Below are 20,928 nucleotides of genomic sequence, written 5' to 3'. Positions count from 1 at the left end.
AGGAAGAACGCAATTGTTATCTCTGCGAAAAAATGGGTTACTCCATGACTGGTATAAGAAAAAAGCTGAATGAACAAACAACGCTTGTATTTCACCCGAAAATAACGGGCCCTTTTAATCAGATATAAAAAAGAGTATGCTTTCCTTTCAAAATGAAATTTGACGAAAATCATGAACTTTTGGGAGCCGGATCACCGGTTCCCTTCTTATTTAAATGACCAGGTCAGAATCTTTTTCTTTTCTAGTATCATCGTCTGAATTCCGGCGGCAATTTTTTGAATTCCTTTTGCAATTAACTCATCTTCCACTTGTGAAACACTGAGTCTCAGGACATTTTCCTGTTTATATGCAGGGAGATACATTCTCTCGGCATTATCTAAAAAGACATTTTCTTTCTCTAATAATCTAATCAGCTGCTGTGCTAGTAAAGGAGGAGGCAAGTGAATAGTTGAGTAAAATCCTGATGAAGAACCTGTATAAACTGCATCAGAAGGCAAGAATTCCGAGTAGGCCTTCTGCAGCAGCTTTCCTTTTTTATGGTAAGTCTGTCTGATTTTTGAGATGTGTGCATCGAACATTCCGTTTTTCAAGTAAATTTCAAGTGCGCCCTGTGTGAGAACAGGGGTGTGAACATCAGCAGCGAACTTTACCTGCAAAAATTCTGCTTTAATCGCTTCAGGCATGACGATTAAACCAAGTCTGAGCCCTGGCAGCAGCGTTTTTGAAAAGCTTTTCGTGTATATGACTCTTCCTGAGGGGTCATAAGCAAACATTGGATCCTGCTTCATATTTAGATCAATGTCACCCATGTAATCATCTTCGACTATGTATACGTCGTATTTTTGGGCAAGTTCAACGATTTTTTTCTTTTCTGCGTTTGTGTAGCTGTATCCGGTTGGATTATGAAAGCGTGAGACGGTATAAAAGAATTTAATGTTTTCATATTTGAAGATTTCCTCTAAACGATCCAGATCAATGCCGTTTTTTTGAATTTCAATGCCAACAGCATCCGCTTTTTGTGTCTTAAGCGATTCAATAAATCCTGGATGCGTCGGCTGTTCTGCACATATTTTACTCTTTCCATTAGGAAATGGAAGAGAGACAAGTAGATGAAGGGCTTGCTGTGAGCCAGTTACGGCAGCAATCCGTTCAGGCACAGTAAATACCTGAAGATCCTGCAAATGCCTGGCAAGCTGTTTGCGGAGGGAATACAGGCCCTGAAGCTCTGAATAGGAGAACATGTCTTCTCTGTAGCGATCGATTGCCTGATTTATGCAATGCTTAAAGTCCAAGTAAGGCATGGCTTCTTTGTCCGGTCCAGCTGATAAAAAATCTATCTTTCTGTTTTGTGAAGACTCTTTTTTCTGAAATTGATAGTCTTCTACGAGGTAATAACCGCTCTTTTTGACTGAATAGATTTGATGATTCAGTTCCATTTCCTGATAAGCTTTGATAATTGTATTCTTACTGCAGGATAGTTCTTCAGATAAAGCTCTTATTGAAGGAAGTCTGCTCCCTGGCTTTAATACTCCAGACGCTGCACGACGTGCAATTTCCATCATAACCTCTTCGTATTTTTTCTTTGTCATCAGCTTCTCCTCCTAAATCTGTACGGGTACAGAGCAAGAAAAATGGGATTTCGGTTCCTGTTAAGGATAAGTATACTTGAAATCAATAAATCCTGGTGCTTCTCATCAGTAAAGAAAAGCAGCGAAAGAAGGTGGAAATGCCGTTTGGCAAGCTTTGCTTTAAATTAAATACTTTAAAAAGGAGAATGCAAAAATGAAGAAAATGATGATGTTTTTACTCAGTATCTTATTAGTCTGCTTGACGGGTTCACCCGTAAGTGCTGAATCGCCAAAACCAGAGAACCTGCAGGTGGCCGAGCTGTTTAAAGGAAAACAAGGAACCATTGTGGTTAAAAATCTGAAAACAGATAAAATTTATGTTTACAACAAAAAGAGAAGCAACGAGCGCCTGACACCTGAATCGACTTTCAAAGTGCCAAATGCGTTAATTGGGTTAAAAACAGGTGCGGTCAAAGATGAATATGAAGTGAAGCGATGGGATGGAACAATCAGGGAAATTGAAGATTGGAACAGGGATCATACCTTAGCTTCTGGTATGAGGTTTTCTGTCATTTGGTACTATCAATCGATGGCAAGAGATATTGGATCTGATGCGATGCAGGAAAATATTGATTTACTGAACTATGGAAATCGTGACATAGGCGGAGGGATCGATCGTTTCTGGCTTGACAGCAGTTTGAAAATCTCTGCACAAGAACAAATCGGTTTTTTTGAAAATCTTGTTGAAGAGACACTTCCTTTTGATAAGCAGCAAATGAGAACAGTTAAAAGAATCATGATAAATGAAGAAGCGGATTCATATGTTCTGCATGGCAAAACGGGTACTCGCCTTTCTGACCTTGGGCTCGGCTGGTATGTTGGATACGCCGAAACAGAAAAAGCGGAATGGGTTTTTGCGGCAAATTTAGACGGAAGCGGATCCGAGGCAAAGAATATCACGATAGAGGTATTGAAACAGTTAAATATAATTAATAAATAAGATTAAAAGGAAACAAGATCTCAGAACATGAGGTCTTTTTTTATTGGAAATGCCCATTTAGAAATGACTCCGATTCCTGATGAAAAATCCCCACTAAATCCCACTATTCATTTCATAACCTCGGGGAGTATGATTACTTTTATATGTTAAAAGATTACAGAAGGAAGATGAACGCAGTGAGAAAGGTTTTAAGCAGTTTACTAGTTTTATTCCTGATATTAAATCAAATGCCTCTTATAGGCAAAGTTGAGTCAAATACTCTGCAAATTGGTTCTGTAAAAGGAAGCAGCGTCAATGTTTATTCTTCTCCAAAATTGAGCTCGGCTGTGACGGCTGTTCTTCAAAAAGGTGAGGAATATCCTCTTATTCAATCAGCAGCGGGAGATTCTGCCGATGCTATTACACATAAAGTTACAAGCGGAAATACACTATGGAAACTAGCTAATCAATATGGTACATCCGTTCAAGAACTGAAAAGGCTCAATGGATTAAAAAATGAGAAGATTTCGCTCGGTCAAACTATTAAAATTCCTCAGTCCGTTCAAGTTCATCAAGTAACATCTAGTGATACACTTTGGAAAATCACAAACAAATATGGAGTAACAATCGATGATGTTACCAAGCTGAATGCTTTGAAGACAACTCAGCTTAAAATAGGCCAAAAATTAAAAATTCCTGTGTATTATTATGAAGTTCAGCTGCTTGGCGGCAAAAAAGGGTGGGTCAAAAAATCGCACCTGCAAGTAAAAACAAGCAAACGTGTTGTCATGGGCTGGAGTTTTAATGGAACTTCAAATACTTACATTCAGCAGATGAAAAATAAACCAAATTTAAATGTTGTCTCACCGCGCTGGTTTACATTATCTCAATCGAATTCAGGTGTTACAGTTAAAACGGATCCTGCCTATACAGAGGCAGCACATGATGCAGGAAAAAAGGTTTGGCCGCTTCTTGGCAACAACTTTGATCCAGTTCTGACAGACTTGATCATAAGCAATCCGCATAAAAGACAAAAACTAATTTCTGCGCTTCAGACTGCATTAATCAAAAGCAAAAGTGATGGAATTAATGTTGATTTCGAAAACATTGATATAAAAAACAAACAGGATTACGTATCGTTTATCCGGGAATTAAAAACAGCCCTGAAGCCTCATGGAATCATCGTATCTGTCGATGTGACAAGAACAAGCGCTGACCCGTTTTGGTCAGGAAGCTTAGACCGCAAAGAACTTGGCAAATTAGCCGATTATGTGATTATGATGGGATACGATGAGCATTGGGGAGGGGGACCGAAAGCTGGTTCTGTTGCTTCCCTGCCTTGGGTTGAAGAAGGCATTAAGCTTCTAATGAAAGATGTTCCCTCACATAAAATCATTCTCGCTGTGCCGTTTTATACGAGAGAATGGGTGACAGACCTATCTTCTAACAAATTGAGAAGCATCGACCGCTCGATGTCAGAAGTCAATCGGATCATTTCCTCTAAAGGACTTAAGAAGGTATGGGATCCGAAGGCTTCACAATACTTTGTTCAATTCACTGAAAAAGGTGAAAAACATCAGCTGTGGATAGAAGACAAGAAATCAATTGAGCTGCGGATGAAGATGATGAAAGAAAATCATTTAGGCGGAGCTGCCGCCTGGTATATCGGCTCAGAAACTTCGGATATATGGGATGTTTATCATTTTAATTAATGATAGATAAATAACGCGGCAGAGAAAAAAAGCACAAAGGGAAACGGGTACCAAATTGCACAGCAATTGGTATCCGTTTTTTTGTTGTTGAGGAACAAAGGAGCGCTATGAGGACTCAAAATTCATGATCAGGCGAGTTTGAAGACTCAAAGGAGCGCTATGAGTATCCAAAATCCATGATCAGGTGAATGAGAGGAATCAAATGCAGTCTATGATTCCCTAAAACCTTGAAAAAGATGAATGAGAGTACTCAAAGGCAAGCAATGAGTACCAAAACTTTGAAAAAGATGAATGAGAGTACTCAAAGGCAAACTATGATTCCCTAAAACCTTGAAAAAGAAGAATAAGAGTACTCAAAGGCAAGCAATGAGTACCCAAAACCTTGAAAAAGATGAATGAGAGTACTCAAAGGCAGATTATGAGTACCCAAAACCTTGAAAAAGAAGAATAAGAGTACTCAAAGGCAAGCAATGAGTACCCAAAACTTTGAAACAGAAGAATAAGAGTACTCAAAGGCTAGCTATGAGTACCCAAAAACTTGAAAAAGATGAATGAGAGTACTCAAAGGCAAGCAATGAGTACCCAAAACTGCAGAGCAGATAAAAGAGAGGAGTCAAAAGCATACTATGATTCCTCAAAATCCAGGAGAAGGTGAATTTGAGTACTCAACGACAAGCTATGATTCCCTAAAACCTTGAAAAAGATGAATGAGAGTACTCAAAGGCAAGCAATGAGTACCCAAAACTGCAGAGCAGATAAAAGAGAGAAGTCAAAGGCATACTATGATTCCTCAAAATCCAGGAGAAGGTGAATTTGAGTACTCAAAGACAAGCTATGATTCCCTAAAACCTTGAAAAAGATGAATAAGAGTACTCAAAGGCAAGCAATGAGTACCTAAAACCTTGAAACAGAAGAATAAGAGTACTCAAAGGCAAGCAATGATTCCCTAAAACCTTGAAACAGAAGAATAAGAGTACTCAAAGGCTAGCTATAAGTACCCAAAAACTTGAAAAAGATGAATGAGAGTACTCAAAAGCAAACTATGAGGATCCAAAAGTTCCTCCAAATCATCTTTACCTATGAAAAACCGTATTTTATTAGATTCTTTCTCCCTAAAAAGTCAAAAATTCATTTATTTGGTATAAATAACCAGAATTAATAATAAAACTTTATAATTTCATACCTTCATTGATTGTGATATTATTTAGTAATCCGAAATAAATTTATGGTATTCAGTTAACTTAGGAGAGATACAGTGAATCAATTAAAGAAAGCACCTCTTTGGACCAAATCGTTTATTATGCTTATGCTTGGCAACTTATTTATTTTTATGTCGTTTCAAATGCTGATTCCCACACTTCCGCCTTATATTAAATCTTTAGGAGCTTCTGGGCTTGAGATTGGATTAGTTACGGCTTTATTTTCAATTGGAGCGGTTTTGAGCCGTCCGTTTATCGGATATATGCTTGAATATAAATCCCGCAAGCCGCTTGTTTTGATTGGAGCAGTTGCGCTTCTTGCGATTACAATTTTTTACCCGATTTCAAATGTGATTCTTATTTTCTTGATGTTCAGGTTCATCCATGGTCTTGCCTGGGGTTTTTCAACCACAGTAAACGGGACGGCAGCCGTGGATGTGATACCAAAATCCCGTCTTGGAGAAGGCATGGGGTATTTTGGTCTTTCCGTAACACTTGGCATGATTATTGCACCAAGTCTTGGCATCTTTTTATTTGGGGTTACAACTTTTAACAATTTGATCTATATATCCTGTGCTCTTGGAATCATTGCGATTGTTCTTTTAGCAGCTGTTCGTTACTACACGCCTGAATCGGTCAGACTGACCAAAAAAGAAGATCTGAAATTTTCATACCTTGGTTCCCTTGTTGAAAAAACAAGCTGGTATCCGGCTCTTATTACGATGATTGCAACATTCGGATATGGTTCTGTTGTGACATTTATTGTCATTTTCGGTGAAGAGCGCGGAATTGACCAGATTTTCATTTTCTATCTGTTTAATGCAGTTATGGCTTCTATTTCAAGACCAATTGCAGGAAAGTGGTTTGACGAAAGAGGGCCTAAGGGGCTTATCGTTGTCTGCAGCTCTCTGACCTTTGCCGGTATGTGGGCTCTTTCTTTCTCTCACACCAATGTAGGAATTGCCATTGCGGGCATTTTATTTGGAATAGGATTCGGTTCGCTGCTTCCGACACTGCAGTCATGGACGCTTTCAAAAACACCGGATAACCGCAGGGGTGTGGCAAATGGGATGTTTTTCTCTGCGATTGATTTTGGAATCGGTTTAAGCGGAATCGTTTTTGGCTTGCTGGCTCAATTTCTTGAAACAGCGGTTCTCTTTCAAATTTCAAGCATTTTTCTGATCGTACCTATGATTCTTACACTTTTAGAAGGAAAGAGCAGAAGGGTACAAAAAAAACAGACAGCCGCGTCTACTTATTAAATAGAAGAAAGCACCTGACTCAGTCAGGTGCTTTCTTCGTTATTTTTGCTTCCACTCATTAGCAAGCATCCCATACACGGCATGATCAACGAAATGATCATAGAGCCATTCAGCTTGTCTGATGTTTCCTTCATGCACAAAGCCAAGTCGTTCGGGGATGCTTCTGCTTTTCGTGTTCAAAACAGCAGCCCGGATTTCAACTTTGTTCAAGTTGTATTCCTGAAAGGCTATATCGGTCAATGCTCCGGCAACTTTTGTCATAATGCCATTGCCCTGAAACTCTGCCCCGAGCCAATATCCGATATAAGCTGTCCTGTTTGACCAGTTGATTTGGTTAAAGCCTGCTGTTCCTGCGAGTTCACCTTTATATACAATAACTGCATTCAGGCTTTTATTTTCTGCATAAGCACGCAGACACCCTTCAATGAATGATTTTGTGTCTTCCTGTTTTGTTGTGAAATCCAGCCACGGAAGCCAATTTCTCAAATGGTTTCTTGAATGGTCTGTCAATTTGAAAAGCTTATCAGCATCCCGCAAATCTATTAATTTTAGTGATAGTTCATCATCAATCTTATGTAAAAACATTCTATTTTCCCCCTGTATGCAACTGTTCTATTTAATTACTATACTATGTTTAAAAAAGGCTGCCAATAAAAGGCAGCCTTATCTGTTATATTTTTCTTCTTTTCGTACGAAGCTTATCTACGACTATATATAAAGCAGGAACGATCAGCAGCGTCAGAATTGTTGAGAACAGGACCCCGGATACTATGCTGATGGCAAGCGGTTTGAATAATGGATCGCTGCTGAATGCAACAGGCAGCAGAGCCACTAAAGCAGTGAATGCCGTCAGAAGGATAGGACGTATTCTAGCTCTTCCCGCTTCCAGAACAGCTTCCGTACGGCCATAGCCCGCTTTGATCCGCTGTTCTATAAATTCAAACAGCACGACAGAGTTTCGGACTACAATTCCTGCAAGAGACACAATCCCCATTGTTGCCATGAAACTGAATGGAGTCTGTGTCACAAACAGTCCGGCGACAGCTCCGGCTACTGCTAAGTAAACAGTTCCAAGGACAAGCAGCGGCAATGAAAGGGAATTAAACTGAAACGCAATAGTCATGTAAATCAAGACAAGAACGACCAGGAAGAGAAGACTGATTTCGATAAAGAATTGCGTCTGATCGTCATTTTCTCCTCCTAGAGTCAGGCTGTAGCCTTCATCTGCATATTGATTTTTAAATTCATTTACTATTTTTGCAACATCTTCTTTAAATGTTTCTGATTCTCCCGGATAAGCTTTCAGGGTAATGGTCCTTTCACCATTTTCATGGGGAATCGTTTGATATTGTTTAATGGTGTCTGTTTCCAAAAAGTCGCTGATTGGCGCTGTTTGGGGAACCGGACCTTCTGTTTGAAGAGGAACCTCGATTTCACCCAGCTGTATTCCTTCCTGATGAATCTCCGTGTCCTGCTTCATCACTAAATCAATGTTTTTATTATCAGATTTAAAGGTGCCTATAGGAATGCCTTCTGTTACTAAACGAATTTGATCACTGATGAATTTAGGGTCTAACCCATTTTCAGTTAAAGCATCACGGTCAAGGTTATATTGGATGGATGAAAGGGATGCTTTTACATTGTCAATAATCAAGCCGTTGTCCGCTTTCTGAATTTTACCTGCAAGCTCATTCTTAATATCATTCAGTCTGTTGAAATCCTCACCGCTTAATTTTACGGTTACAGGTGCTTCTGTCGGAGGACCCTGGACGATTGTGGTTAAGAAAATTTCTGCATCAGGATACTTTTCCCTGAGATCATCTTTGTTTTCTTCTATATATTCATCGGCAGTCACCGCTTTATTATCTATGCGTGCGACAATTTGACCTGTGTTTTGACCTGCATTTTCAACCGTTTCACTAAAGAGGCCTGGTACCCCGGTACCGGCAAATATCGCTGTCTCTTCGGTTTCTTTTATATCCATCAAATCTTTTTCCAGCTCTATAAGAACACCGTTTGTTTCTTCAAGAGTGTAGTCTGTAGGCATTGTGACAGTTAAAGTTACTTCTTTTTTATTAGCGGATGGGAAAAACTCAAACGGAACGTAAAACGCCAGCAAAAAGATCAAAGATGTGGCTGCAATTCCGCCAATGCCAATGATAACAGGCCGCTTTACAATTTTCGCAAGGAGAATATCCGCATAAAAGTCCGACAGTTTTTTGAGAGGCTTTCCTAAGAAGCCCGGTTCTTTCTCGCTTGAACGAATTCTCTTCTTATTTACAGCATATTGATAAACCGGTACCAGCGTCAATGAGATAATCATGGATGCCACAACCGTTAAGATGAGAACGGAGGGAAGGGACCGGATAAATGACCCATTCGAACCTGACAGCAGGGTAATCGGCAGAAATGCAAAAACAACTGCAAGCGTTGACGTGACAATTGATCCCCATACCTCTTTAACGCCATCTTTTGTTGCCTGCAGGACATTTCCATTTTTCTGCAGCTTATATTGACGCAGAATATTATCATTCACAACAATAGCATCATCGACCAATATTCCAAGTGCGATAATCAGCCCGATCACAGAAATTTGGTTCAGGTCAACATCAAGGAAAGGCAGCGGCATTGTCCCCAAGGTAATAGATAAGGGAATGGCGAGTGAAACGATAAATGCTCCGCTTAATGTTAATCCAAGGGTTGTAATCAGAATAACGGCAATCACCGCAATGACTGCCTCTTTGATTAAATCATCAAAAATAGTATCAACCTCTGCTTTTTGCGAGTAATACGTTTCGAGCTCTGCTCCTTCAGGCAAATTCAATTCATCCTTGATTTCTTTGTCTACTTTAGTAAAAGCAGCGGGAATATCAAGTCCTGAATCGATCGTGACTGTAAAAGAATACGCGGGTTTGCCATTAAAAGAAACAATATCTTCCTGATCCTTCTCCTCAAAAGCAAGCTCGGCGATATCACTGACTTTTATTAGCTCTTTTGTAATAGGCGATTGTAAGGTAAGATCTTTTATTTGTATGACGTCTTTATATTGTTTCAGCGAAAGGCCGACATTTTCGCCGTCTTGCTTTGTTTCGCCTAGTGGTGTCGTTTTATACTCATTATTGATGGCATCAATAATCGTAGAGACATTCAGCCCCTTATCAGATAACTTATCACTGTCAAGCTTTAAGATGGCTTCTTTTTCATTAAAGCCTTTAATCGTAACGCCTGATACACCGTCAAGGTCGAGAACCTTTTCTTTTAAATCAAGAATTTCCTCCTGGCTGCTCTCAAGTGTATTCATATCTCCAGCAGTAATCATATATGAACCAACCGGTAGATCAGCCGCGGCATTTTTTACTTCAGGATCAAATGCACCCTCAGGAAGCTTCGAGACATTGTCGGATACATTTTGTTTAATATTACTGGATATTTTTTCAAAATCTTCACTATCATCAACTTCAATGATAACAGTTGAAAATTCCTGTGCAGAAACGGAATTAATGCTTGCAATGCCTTCTGAATTTTTGAAAACATCTTCTAAAACCTCCGTTACATCACTTTCAACAACTGAGGCATCCGCTCCTGGATAAACAGTTGATATTGATACAATATTTGCTGAAAACTCCGGCAATTCGCGTTTAGGAAGCTGATAAAATAAATACCCGCCAACTAAAATAATCATAAAAAATAAAATAATGATTAATTTTCCCCGTTTAAGAAAATGTTCGAACATAGGCTGTCTCCTCCTTAGTCATTAGTCAAATTTGACTAATAAAACTATATCACAGAAATAATCTTTTTTTCATTCCTGAATGTGTTAAGATTTGTGAAATTTTTTTAATAAGCATCTTTAACGAAGGATTTTCATAAAAAACGAAGCGGAAAAAATTACGTGCGGGAGAGTTCGCTTAAATGTAAACGGTTGATTACGTTTTTTTTAACTCTTTGTAAAGGAGTATTAAGTTTTTGTTAAAATTATCTTTAAAAAGCTAACTCGTTTTGCTATGATTAACTGAATATAAAGATCTATTTTTGTTCGATTAAATTACTTAAAGGTGTGAATATAGATTGTCATTAAATAATAGAAAGAACATGGTCATGTTTTTGCTGACCGTAGGGTTGATCACCGTTTTCTGGATGTTTAAAACCCTGTATTTTGTACACGAAATGGAATTATCGCCTCATAAGAAATATATCCTAGTTGCCTCTGCCGGTTTTGCTTTATGTTTAACAAGCCTCTTAGTAACAGGAAGATCAAAATTAAAATTCATCACCGCATTCATCATCTATTTCATTCTATCTTTTATCCTATATGCAGATGCTGTTTATGAACGGTATTATGATGCTATTTTAAATGTAAAACTGCTTGGGCAGGCTGATCAGTTAGGGCATGTGAAAGATTCAATTATATCCCTTATCTATCCGGCCGATTATTTATACTGGATTGATGTCTTGCTGGCTGCTGTTTTGTTGATTGTTTATTATTTAATCAAACAGAATGAACAGCGTAAAGCGTTCAGCAGAATTGCCTTCGGACTTGGAGCAGCAGCTATATTATTTACTTCTTTTTACCCTTTGAAAGATACATTTTCTGATCAATATAAAGTCTCATTAACAGGAGTTCTTCCTGCCCATATTTACGATGTGAAACAAAATATGCTTAAACAGGCTTTTGCTAAGGAAACCTTCCTTAATGACAAAAAACAAATTCAAGAACTGCAGTCGTATTTCAGTGAAAATCAAGAATTGCAGAAAGAATCACCTTATTACGGCAAATTTAAAGGGAAAAACGTCATTGTCATTCAAGCAGAATCTTTAAACACGTTCCCAATCGGACTGAAAGTGAATGGGGAAGAGGTCACTCCGAATTTGAATGATTTGATTGGAGAAAGTCATTATTATCCGAATACTTATCTGCAAATTGGACGCGGTAATACGTCTGATGCAGAATTTGTTTCAAATAATTCTTTATATCCAATGGCGCCTAAAGGTGTTTATAATGCATATCCTTTTAACGAATACATGTCGCTTGCGAACGTTTTAAAACGGGAAGGATATTCAACCAGCGCAACCCATGGCAATAATCCTGATTTCTGGAATCGCCATCAAGCCTATCCGGAACAAGGGTATCAAACGTTTTACCATAAAAATCACCCGAAAATTACAGCGGATGAAATTGTTGGACTTGGTATTTCGGATGAAAGTATATTTAATCAAATGGCTGAGATATACACAGAAGATAAAAAGCCTTTCTATAATTTCATTGTCTCGCTTACCAACCATCGTCCTTTTGTTATGCCGAAAGACCATCAATATTTAAATCTTCCAAAAAGGTTTGAAGGCACGAATACAGGTCATTATTTGCAGTCTACAAAATACTTCGACGAGACAATTGGTCTATTTATCGAAGATTTGAAAAGGAAAAACCTGTGGGACGATACAATCTTTGTTGTATATGGCGATCACTATGGACCGCTGCCAATGGATAAAGATGAAATCAATAAACTGATTGGTGTGGATTTTAATGAAAAAGAACAATTCAATATCCCGCTGATCATTCATCATCCCGGGCAAACAGAGGGTGCAGTCAATGAAGTAACTGCCAGCCAGATGGACATCTTTCCAACAATCACGTCTTTGCTTGGAATCGATCAGAAGCTGATTCAGTTTGGGAAACCTCTTGATGTTGATCATGAGGGCTTTGCAGGATTTGCTTACGAAACAACACGTTATTCGTTTTACTCTGATAGCTATGATTACATTGCTTCCCATGATGGCGTTTTTTCATCTGGTAAATGTATAGATAATAAAACCAAAAAGCAGACAGACATTGAAGCCTGCAGAGAAAATTATAACAAGTTATATAAAGATATAGAGTTATCAACGATGTTTTTGGAAAATGATTTAATCACCAAATTATATTAATCTTTTGATGAAGCTGCTTTATTCTAACGGATAGAGCGGCTTTTTTCTTGTAGAGGAAAGGTAAATATCCGATAATTATTTTAAAGCGGAGATAAGGGAGAGGTTTGGCTTTTGAATCCATATGTTAAAAATGCATTGCATCAAATTGAGGTGGCAAATGACACTATTATTAAGATTATAGAAACGTTAGAAGAAAGTGATTTGATGAAAAGACCGACAGCTGACAAGCATTCCGTCGGAGAGCTGCTCAAACATATTGCAATGATCTGTCATGCAGATCTGCTGATTTCTGAAGGAGCAAGCGGGGAAGAGATGGCCGGCTTTTATTCTTCTGCAGCTTTAAATAACCTCCACGACATAAAAGAAGCATTGATTAAGAATCACATTATTTTATCAGAACGGTTCAGTCAATTTAATGAAAAAGAACTTCATCAGGAAATGACCTCTTATTGGGGAACCGTTTATACCCGGTATGAATGGCTTTTAGAAATGGCAGTTCATTTGTATCATCATCGAGGCCAGCTGCATGCGATCCTTGTGCATTGTTATAAGAAAGATCCCGGGGTTATGATGTTTGAATAGGAGACTGACCGTTATTGAATCTGACACGAAGTTCATTAGCCTGACGGATGTAAGAACAAAATTAGAAGTCATAATTTTAAAACTCATCCAGTATCTTGAAATTTTGTATGATTACACACGAGGAACTAAAGTGTACAGAGTATCATACAAAAATCAGGGAGGTACAAACAATCATGGCAAAAAGTGTTTCAAAAGGCCGCCTTTTGACTTCTTGGGTGATGAGCGGACTGGTTATCCTGTTTATGTTATTTGACAGTATTATGAAATTTGTCAAACCTGCTCAGGTTGTTGAAGGAACCCTTTCGCTTGGTTTTGAGGAGCATCACATTTTTATCATTGGATTGCTTGGGCTATTATCTGTGATTCTGTATCTTGTACCGCGGACTTCTCTCTTGGGAGCAGTACTCCTGACCGGCTATTATGGAGGCGTTATCGCTACACATTTACGATTGGATGCCCCGCTCTTTTCTCATACTTTGTTTCCGGTATATTTAGCTGTTATAGCATGGGGAGGCTTATGGCTGCGGGATGAAACCGTGCGCAGTCTATTTCCTTTTAGGAAACAGCTTTCAGCTGACAAAAAGATTCAATCACATATTTAAAGGTATGAAAAAACCTGATCAGCAGCTGCTGATCAGGTTTTTTCATTTTGCACTGGACACAAGATGGAATACTGTTGTGCACTAAATCAAAAAGGTATTTTATAGTCATATATATTGTTTATCTCTGGGAATGACAATGGAACTTCTTCCGCTTTTAATGGTTTTTACGAAAGGAATGAAAAATTTTTTCAGTATACCCAGTAATCTGTTCATCATAATCTGGATAGTCGTAACTTAAACGATGAGCAACTAATTTGGAGTATTTTCTAAAAAGATCATAGCAATCAAATAAAGATTGCCACATATTTTCGTAACTATTCTCTGCATACGTATTAAGCAATTTTTCCCAGTCGTTTATGTCTAAATAGGTTTGAATATACTTATAGTTCTTTCCGACGCTTAAAGAGAAATCAGTTTCGATCCCGATATTCCAAGCCATCATTCGTAAGAGATTAGGTCTTGCTATTTCATTTAAATGATCAATTGCAAAAAGAATTTCTTTTCGTGCTAAACCTTTAACAACATACGTTGACACCATCCAAAATTCATTGCAGCAATCATCAAATTCTCTAGCTGAAGGTTTTTTTATGTGATATTTTTCATCATTAGGATCTATTTTTTTATTTATCTTTGAATCCTTATCCAACAATAATTTTATCAAGCCGTCACTTTCTGATAAGTACTGTTCCAGCTCATCAATTGGGATAAGAGTTAAGTCAATTTTATTATCATCTGCAAATAACATCAAATAGGAAAACCAATTGCCAAGTTCCGGCGGGAAAAGTTCCATATCTTCCGGCTTTTGCATCAAGATTCTTTGGCCAAATTGATTTAACCATTCATCGCTGGATTTAAAAGAATCAATATCCGTTACAAAATAGGAAATATCAAAGTCTTGAAATTTGTCTCTTGGCACATTTTTATTTGCTCTTGAACCCTCTAGAGTTACTAACCGAATTCTCTTATCATTTTTGGCAACATCAAGAATTAATTTCATCATTTCGCTTTCGCTTCTCAATTATGTTTCCTCCAAAATCTACTTATTTTATTGTAAAGTATAGCAAAGGTGGTTTTTATTAGAACATGCCATAAGGTTGAAGAATGCAGTCATTTTTAATACATAAAGGTAGAATAGGGGGACCAAAGTAAATGCTATACCATTTTAGTGAAGTTCCTTCTATAAATCTATTTAAACCGCGGCACTCTGCTGCTTTTCCAAGCCTTCGTCCAGTTGTCTGGGCCATAGATCAGGAGCATGCAACTTCATTATTATTTTCCGCGGGATTGTCACAGAGTTATATATTGGAAGGGGGAGCAAACGAAGGAAGAGGATTCTTCCAGATTTTTCGGTGAGACTAGTACAGATAAGATTATTGTGATTGAAAGCTCATGGCTTGAACGGATCCGCAGCACAAAATTTTACATTTATACATTTAATTCGGAATCATTTGAGTTGTTTGATGAAGCGAAAACGGCCGGATACTATTTATCTTTTGAAGAAGTTGTGCCGCTGAACGTTGAGCCTGCAGGCGATTTATTGGAGGAAGATTTTGATGGCAAACGTTGAGCTGAGATTTACTCCAGACCTATATCCAATCCGGAATCGTATTCTTTCATCATCCTTGAATTTTTCAATTATTCGTTTTTGAAATGCCGCAAGAATGAAAGAAGGGTGAATCAGCAGGTCACCCTTCTCCATATAAACTACTGGATTTTGCTGCCTTGAAAAATATCCTGATAGGCCGTGCTTGGATCAGCAAACCAGCCGGCAATTCGATCTGCTTTTGCCTGTTCCCCGGAACCTTGAAGGATCTGGTCGATAACATGCTCAGGCATCGGCATTGTCATCGCATTTGTCCACTCTGTCACTTGCTTGACTAATGGTTTCGTTTTATCCCAATAGGATTCCCCAAGCTGTGAATTCCAAGGTTCATCTTTAAACTCAATTAACGTCTCATACAGTTTTTCTGCGCAGTAAGACGAAAGATTGCAGCCTTGTCCTGTAATCGGATCATTCAAAAACACACTGTCTCCGCATCCGACTGCTAATTTATTTTGTATAATTGTATACGGTTTTCGTATAACAGGTGTGATCGCTGTTTGCAGAAATCCCTTTTCATCATTTAGAGCAAAGCTTTCCTCTACAATACGACTTGCGATTTCCGGGAAAAAAGATTGCAAAACTGTCCGTATTTTTAACGTGAATTCGTCTGATGAGCGAATCGCTTTAAAAATATCTAATCTCTTTTCCTGAATTGCCATAATAAACAAGATCGTCACTGGACCTTGATCCGTTAATGCAGGTATTTCAAACATTTCTCCTTCACCTGGGAGGATGGTGACATTAATTCCTTGAGGTGTAAGCGGCTTTATACCTCTAAAGTATCCAACGATGCATTTTCTTTGAGGTGTCTGGAATGGTGAAAAATCTTTTTCAATAGGAAAGGGGAAAAGCGGCCCATTTTTGCCAGTACAGTCAATAACCAAGTCAAATTCTTCTATTAATTCACCGAGATTCTCATTATTTATTTTTTTAAAGAGAACAGGGACCTTTCTCTCTATTAGTTCCTCTAAGCAATGTGAAAAATAGAAGCGCTGATCAACAGAAAGTGCGGGTTCAGCCAGCGTTCCTGCAAATAGTTTTTGCTGACCAATGGTCATATGGATACTTTCAATTCGAGTATGCTCACTCCATTTTGGCATAGAAAAGCGTCTTTCTCTTTCAATTGTCGAGCCGAAATGTACTTGTGTAGACTGAATTCTGCCATTTCTGATCTGTTCTGCTGTGCGATGGGAGATCACCGTCACATCAAACTCCTTTTTAAGAGCATATGCCAAATGGAGACCAGCTGTCCCGGTCCCAACAATACAAATTCGCCGTTTCATACCTCTCACTCCCCAAAATCATAATTGAAATTCATATAGTGAATTTTACCATTATTAAACCTCTATCACATTCTTCTATAGTAGGATTTTACATAGGTGTTATTGGTTGGATAAATAAAGGCTTACAAGTAATATCTCGTAATCTTACCTGTTATTTTCTAGTACGGGAACTTAAAGGGAATTAAGAGCTGACTTTGAGCTCAGCTTTTTTTTCAGCTGTTATCGGCATAAATTATGTGAAATTGCCTCAAAATAAATAGAAAAACGGAGTGGCATGAATGTACGAATACTTTCAGCACGACCCTAAGGTTGAAAATTTCCGTCTATTTTCAGCAGATCACATATGGACATTGGTTTTAATTCTGTTTTTGACTTTCCTTTTATTTATTTTTAAGAAAAAAGTTAAATTAATGAGACAACCTGTTCGTATTGCACTGGCAGTAATTCTTTTTCTTTCCATGTTTGTGCACCAGGTGTGGCTAATAGCAGAAGGGGCATGGACACCCCAATCTTCATTGCCTCTTCACCTAAGTGATTTTACTGTCATTCTGGCCATTATCATGCTCATTGCAAAAAGCTCCAGGCTGTTTCAATTTCTGTATTACGCAGGAATTGCAAGTTCCATTCAGGCCGTTCTCACACCGAACCTTGGACAGTATTCTTTTCCGCATTTCCAGTATATCGTTTTTTTTCTGTCACATGGAGGAGTGATCATTGCATGCTTGTTTATGATACTGGCCTATCATTTTCTGCCAACCTGGCGCTCATTATGGGCTTCAGTGCTGATTGTCAATGTTTACGCCGGAGGTATTTATCTCTTAAATAAACGGATTGGCTCAAATTATCTATACATCATGAAAAAACCTGAAAATGCTTCGCTTTTAGATTTTCTTGGGGCTTGGCCGAGGTATTTGCTTTGGATGGAGGTCTTTATGATTGCGAGTTTTCTCATTTTATACGGGTGTATTAAATTGAAGCAATTACGTTCTGATTAGATGAAATTTGTGAAGGAATGCTGGTCAGCTGGTTACAGAAAAAGATTGGGATAGTGCCAATATAAATTATATTTTCTTCATTCAGAATCAATGTGCATTTGGCACGCGGATTAAAAGTGTTTGTCGATTTACTCGCTGAAACGAGTAAAATACTTACCTGTTTGCCTATTTTACTGGCCAGATTTGGTGAAATACTTGCCCATTAATAAGATATACTTTCTTTTTCCAGATAACCCCCAGCTGACGGTGCGAAAGTTCACCATTATTATTAAGGATCCTGCAGAAACAGTCTTTTCTGCAGGATCCTTTTGTGTCCGTCTGTGTCATTGTCCAACTGGACCTCCTGATTCCTCATACAAAAGAATTCCCCCGAAAAGTCAGACTCTGCCTTTTCGGAGGAATTCTTGTAAGCCGCATCTGAGCTGACCAGCCGGCTCACAAATTCATTATTATCCAGCTCCATCGCCTAACCTCGGCCAGAACGGCTCCGACAAAAAAGTTAAACCAAAACTTTTCTGCCTGGGCTAACCAGGCGATTTTTCATTTCCTAATTATTTATGCGTTTTATTCGGCTTTTTCTTGCCCGGGTTTCCTTTGCCCTGGTGCTGTCTGTTCTGCTCGTCCTTTTGCTGTTTTTCATGTAAGCCTTCGACGTAATTAGATGTGTTTTCCATAAAAAATGACCTCCTAAAATGACTTCATATTCTTACTATCTCCAGGTCTCCTGAAAAAATGAGTCAATCATTTAAATGAAACCGAATTGATAGAAAATCCTTTGCTGATTTGCCTATTACGCATTCAGGTTTTACAGCATATACTATTCTAACTTTTATGAATCGCGGCAGAGGAGGATCTTTTAGTGAACAAAAAAATTCCAAAGTTTAAAGTCGGTGATACTGTCGTGATTATTATGTACAGTACGGTTGGAACGGTTACAAACGTTCATCAAATCGATCAGCATTATCTATATGAAGTAAATCACAGCGAGATTTTATACTTTGAAAACGCGATCCAGCTATACTCAGAATACACCGGGAAAGTCATTGATTCCGAAAAAATAGAAATTGAATTTCAGTATCATATAGGAGATATTGTACAAGTAAAGGGCTACGAAGAAGAGCTGTTCAAAATAGTCGGTTTTCGTACTGAAATCTGGAGATATACAGAGGATGGCTGGGAAGATATTATCTATGAGCTCATGCGCATCAACGACGGGGAATGGCTTGAAGCATCCGAGGAAGAGCTTGTATTTGTTATGGGGAAAAAACAGGCAGGAACATTCGTTCAGCAGCTGAGCCTGATGCATATCGTTTCTCCCGAAAGTAAAGCGATGGAACAGCTCCTTGCCAAAGAAAAGCTGACAAAGCAAGAACCCGCCGCTCGTAAAGTAAAACGAAGCAAAAGGGATATTGTTGATGAACTTCTTGATATATACAATGATTATTTGTCATTGTACGAAATGTTTGGAGATCCTGAGTATAAAGAAATGATGGATTTTATAATCGATAGTTTAAACAAGTATACAAAGGATCATTAAGAAAAGATTAAAATCAACAAGTAAATAAAAAACGGCACACATCCGAAGAGCATAGCCCCTTGAAGGATCTTAATTGTTTGTTCAAGCAGATGATCAAAGCCCTCTCCATCTATAAATTGCAGTACAATATTTTCTTCTTCTTTTTTTGAAACCGCTTGTAAGTTCTTCATTTCATTCATCTCCTCTTTGGCTTGTCCATTTACTTAAATGGTATGCAGGCAAGGATAGATTATGAACAATAAAATTTATCGAAAGCTTATTCATTCCTGACATAGTTTTGAAAATTGGGACATATAAACAATTACTAAGGGGGCGATGTTGTGAAAGAAATTGAAGTTATTATTGATACAGAAGAAATGGCAGAATTCTTTTACAATGAGCTGACGAAAAGGGGATACATTCCCTCAGAACTCGAATTGGATACAATAGCAGATATCGCATTCGATTATTTACTCGAAAAATGCATAATTGATGAAGATTTGGAAGACATAGAATAAACGACGAGGGTTCTCGTCGTTTTTTATTGGCGTTATGTCAAAGTATTTTCTTTGTAATCAATTGGAGGGAGCTCATTTTCAGCAAATTCATTTTTACATTCTTTGTTATGTCTTTATAGGTGCCCGTGTGCTGAAAAACATCAAATTCTGAAATTAGATCTATATTCTGAAGCCAATCACTGTATCTGTGAAAAGTATGAGGAACATCTTCCCATGCATCCAGCAGCTTCGGGCTCTGGAATTTTTGCTTCTCTTTAGAAGCTGAGAAGAGGTGTGGCCAATAGTCACTTCTCGAGCCAGTATGCGGAGTATGCTTTGAAAATAACAAAGCCTCATTGAAGACGGCTGGATGAAAAAGAGTTTGATAAAGGATCTTTCCTATTTTGATTCTTGCTTCAGGCTTAATAAAATTATCTACTTCCATTCCTGCAAGGGAATATTTTTTATCAAAAAAGTGCTTTTTGTATGGTAAGACAACATTCGTCAGTCCGCATTTTTCCTGCACAGCATAAGGGAATGTTTTTAAGATGCCGGACGATTTTGACAGCAGCTGATTCTCCACATAATGCTGCTCGTTTGTAATTAAGGCAAGCGTAAGCACGTCAGAGTATTTCTTTTTAAAAAACATCTCCCAGATTGGTATCATAAACCGCGAAACATTTAAGGCGGGCAATAAATGAAAAAGCGGTTTGCCTGATAAAAGGCTTTTTTCGTATAGCATCAGCTGCGGATAGGCATCATGGAAAATAAGAGCGTTAGCCGTTTCAAGAAATTGAAAAAGAGCGACAATCTCTTTTTCAGGCAGAAACTGACCGACAAAGCCATTTTTCAAATCAGTCATGCTGTATCCGCCGTTTCTTGACACCATATGTGCAAGAAAAGACCAATGAATTTCAGGGTGCTTTAAATAAAATGCTAAATAGGCTTCCGTTCTTGTCAGGTTGTTCCTGTTCAACTCGGCAGTCTGAGCTCTTATGTCCAAAACAGCAAGTCTTTCTTCTTCATATAGTACAAGGGGACTTTTTAATTCCAAAGACTCTGACAAAGTTTTTTCCAGGTTTACTTTTTCTGTATTGGGTAAAAGGACAGGTAATGCTTTCTTCTTAAAAAGCGGGAGGATATTCATAATAGCCAGCTCCTATATCCGTGCCTCCTACTTACTTATGAAAAAGTTGAAACTTTTG

General features: G+C 38.3%; 20 protein-coding genes. 12 read left to right on the top strand and 8 right to left on the bottom strand.

What is annotated here, in order from left to right; translation table 11 throughout:
- Positions 1-206 precede the first annotated feature (206 nt).
- Entirely contained in the window at positions 207-1,589 is a 1,383-nt protein-coding gene (locus tag QLQ22_RS14405; RefSeq protein ID WP_284015027.1) for an aminotransferase-like domain-containing protein, read from the bottom strand.
- Between the two features lie 193 nt (positions 1,590-1,782).
- On the opposite strand from QLQ22_RS14405, the gene blaOXA reads away from it, so the two are divergent.
- The 3 genes from blaOXA (at position 1,783) to QLQ22_RS14390 (ending at position 6,720) form a co-directional block, all read left to right on the top strand.
- Positions 1,783-2,568 carry a class D beta-lactamase gene (gene blaOXA, locus QLQ22_RS14400; protein WP_284015026.1) on the top strand — a complete coding sequence of 262 codons (786 nt, stop codon included), beginning with the start codon at positions 1,783-1,785 and terminating at the stop codon, positions 2,566-2,568.
- 167 nt (positions 2,569-2,735) lie between these two features.
- On the top strand, positions 2,736-4,259 hold the full coding sequence (locus QLQ22_RS14395; RefSeq protein ID WP_284016833.1) for a LysM peptidoglycan-binding domain-containing protein: 1,524 nt from the start codon (positions 2,736-2,738) through the stop codon (positions 4,257-4,259).
- A gap of 1,300 nt (positions 4,260-5,559) precedes the next feature.
- Positions 5,560-6,720 carry an MFS transporter gene (locus QLQ22_RS14390; RefSeq protein WP_223443441.1) on the top strand — a complete coding sequence of 387 codons (1,161 nt, stop codon included), beginning with the start codon at positions 5,560-5,562 and terminating at the stop codon, positions 6,718-6,720.
- A 39-nt stretch (positions 6,721-6,759) separates the two neighbouring features.
- Here the strand turns inward: QLQ22_RS14390 and QLQ22_RS14385 are convergent, their stop codons facing one another.
- Complete coding sequence (locus QLQ22_RS14385) at positions 6,760-7,305, bottom strand: GNAT family N-acetyltransferase (protein ID WP_284015025.1); 546 nt, start codon at positions 7,303-7,305, stop codon at positions 6,760-6,762.
- 85 nt (positions 7,306-7,390) lie between these two features.
- Complete coding sequence (locus QLQ22_RS14380; protein WP_284015024.1) at positions 7,391-10,453, bottom strand: efflux RND transporter permease subunit; 3,063 nt, start codon at positions 10,451-10,453, stop codon at positions 7,391-7,393.
- Between the two features lie 335 nt (positions 10,454-10,788).
- On the opposite strand from QLQ22_RS14380, the gene QLQ22_RS14375 reads away from it, so the two are divergent.
- From QLQ22_RS14375 to QLQ22_RS14365, 3 genes are all read left to right on the top strand, one after another.
- Positions 10,789-12,645 (top strand): LTA synthase family protein, encoded by a 1,857-nt coding sequence (locus QLQ22_RS14375; protein WP_284015023.1) that lies wholly within the window; start codon positions 10,789-10,791, stop codon positions 12,643-12,645.
- A 111-nt stretch (positions 12,646-12,756) separates the two neighbouring features.
- Complete coding sequence (locus tag QLQ22_RS14370; protein WP_284015022.1) at positions 12,757-13,227, top strand: DinB family protein; 471 nt, start codon at positions 12,757-12,759, stop codon at positions 13,225-13,227.
- Between the two features lie 173 nt (positions 13,228-13,400).
- Positions 13,401-13,829 (top strand): DoxX family protein, encoded by a 429-nt coding sequence (locus QLQ22_RS14365; RefSeq protein WP_252207014.1) that lies wholly within the window; start codon positions 13,401-13,403, stop codon positions 13,827-13,829.
- Positions 13,830-13,983: 154 nt separating this feature from the next.
- Here the strand turns inward: QLQ22_RS14365 and ant(6) are convergent, their stop codons facing one another.
- Positions 13,984-14,847, bottom strand: a complete 864-nt coding sequence (gene ant(6), locus QLQ22_RS14360; RefSeq protein ID WP_223435611.1) for an aminoglycoside 6-adenylyltransferase — start codon at positions 14,845-14,847, stop codon at positions 13,984-13,986.
- Between the two features lie 131 nt (positions 14,848-14,978).
- Between ant(6) and QLQ22_RS25050 the strand changes: the two genes are divergently transcribed.
- Genes QLQ22_RS25050 through QLQ22_RS25045 form a run of 3 tightly spaced genes read left to right on the top strand, consistent with a single transcriptional unit; the run spans position 14,979 to position 15,478 of the window.
- Positions 14,979-15,182: a DUF6886 family protein gene (locus tag QLQ22_RS25050; protein WP_349654955.1), complete on the top strand. Its 204-nt coding sequence runs from the start codon at positions 14,979-14,981 to the stop codon at positions 15,180-15,182.
- Positions 15,085-15,396 (top strand): DUF6886 family protein, encoded by a 312-nt coding sequence (locus tag QLQ22_RS14355; protein ID WP_223435609.1) that lies wholly within the window; start codon positions 15,085-15,087, stop codon positions 15,394-15,396. Before QLQ22_RS25050 ends, QLQ22_RS14355 begins: the two co-directional genes overlap by 98 nt.
- On the top strand, positions 15,383-15,478 hold the full coding sequence (locus tag QLQ22_RS25045; protein ID WP_349654954.1) for a DUF6886 family protein: 96 nt from the start codon (positions 15,383-15,385) through the stop codon (positions 15,476-15,478). Before QLQ22_RS14355 ends, QLQ22_RS25045 begins: the two co-directional genes overlap by 14 nt.
- A 55-nt stretch (positions 15,479-15,533) precedes the next feature.
- Here QLQ22_RS25045 and QLQ22_RS14350 read toward each other — a convergent pair whose 3' ends face one another.
- Complete coding sequence (locus tag QLQ22_RS14350) at positions 15,534-16,715, bottom strand: styrene monooxygenase/indole monooxygenase family protein (protein WP_284015021.1); 1,182 nt, start codon at positions 16,713-16,715, stop codon at positions 15,534-15,536.
- A gap of 278 nt (positions 16,716-16,993) precedes the next feature.
- Between QLQ22_RS14350 and QLQ22_RS14345 the strand changes: the two genes are divergently transcribed.
- Positions 16,994-17,710, top strand: coding sequence for a YwaF family protein (locus tag QLQ22_RS14345; protein ID WP_284015020.1), 717 nt, complete (start codon positions 16,994-16,996; stop codon positions 17,708-17,710).
- Between the two features lie 551 nt (positions 17,711-18,261).
- Here QLQ22_RS14345 and QLQ22_RS14340 read toward each other — a convergent pair.
- The gene (locus tag QLQ22_RS14340; RefSeq protein ID WP_223435603.1) at positions 18,262-18,384 is read right to left on the bottom strand and encodes a DUF4023 domain-containing protein; all 123 of its coding nucleotides are present in this window, start codon (positions 18,382-18,384) and stop codon (positions 18,262-18,264) included.
- Positions 18,385-18,620: 236 nt separating this feature from the next.
- Here QLQ22_RS14340 and QLQ22_RS14335 point away from each other — a divergent pair, with 236 nt between their 5' ends.
- A complete protein-coding gene (locus QLQ22_RS14335) occupies positions 18,621-19,247 on the top strand; it encodes a hypothetical protein (RefSeq protein WP_420828869.1) in 627 nt (208 codons plus the stop codon).
- On the opposite strand, the gene QLQ22_RS14330 is transcribed toward QLQ22_RS14335, so the two are convergent.
- On the bottom strand, positions 19,244-19,417 hold the full coding sequence (locus QLQ22_RS14330) for a hypothetical protein (protein WP_223435600.1): 174 nt from the start codon (positions 19,415-19,417) through the stop codon (positions 19,244-19,246). The two genes, QLQ22_RS14335 and QLQ22_RS14330, sit on opposite strands and share 4 nt — an antisense overlap.
- 150 nt (positions 19,418-19,567) lie before the next feature.
- Between QLQ22_RS14330 and QLQ22_RS14325 the strand changes: the two genes are divergently transcribed.
- Positions 19,568-19,744, top strand: a complete 177-nt coding sequence (locus QLQ22_RS14325) for a YozD family protein (RefSeq protein WP_133310713.1) — start codon at positions 19,568-19,570, stop codon at positions 19,742-19,744.
- A gap of 37 nt (positions 19,745-19,781) precedes the next feature.
- Here the strand turns inward: QLQ22_RS14325 and QLQ22_RS14320 are convergent, their stop codons facing one another.
- The gene (locus QLQ22_RS14320; protein WP_223435599.1) at positions 19,782-20,870 is read right to left on the bottom strand and encodes a DUF2515 family protein; all 1,089 of its coding nucleotides are present in this window, start codon (positions 20,868-20,870) and stop codon (positions 19,782-19,784) included.
- Between the last annotated feature and the right edge of the window lie 58 nt (positions 20,871-20,928).

The sequence above is a fragment of the Metabacillus hrfriensis genome, assembly GCF_030127205.1.
Taxonomy (GTDB): domain Bacteria; phylum Bacillota; class Bacilli; order Bacillales; family Bacillaceae; genus Bacillus_P; species Bacillus_P dongyingensis.
The sequence above is the reverse complement of the archived record's forward strand: the minus strand, read 5'-3'. Positions and strand labels throughout refer to the sequence as shown.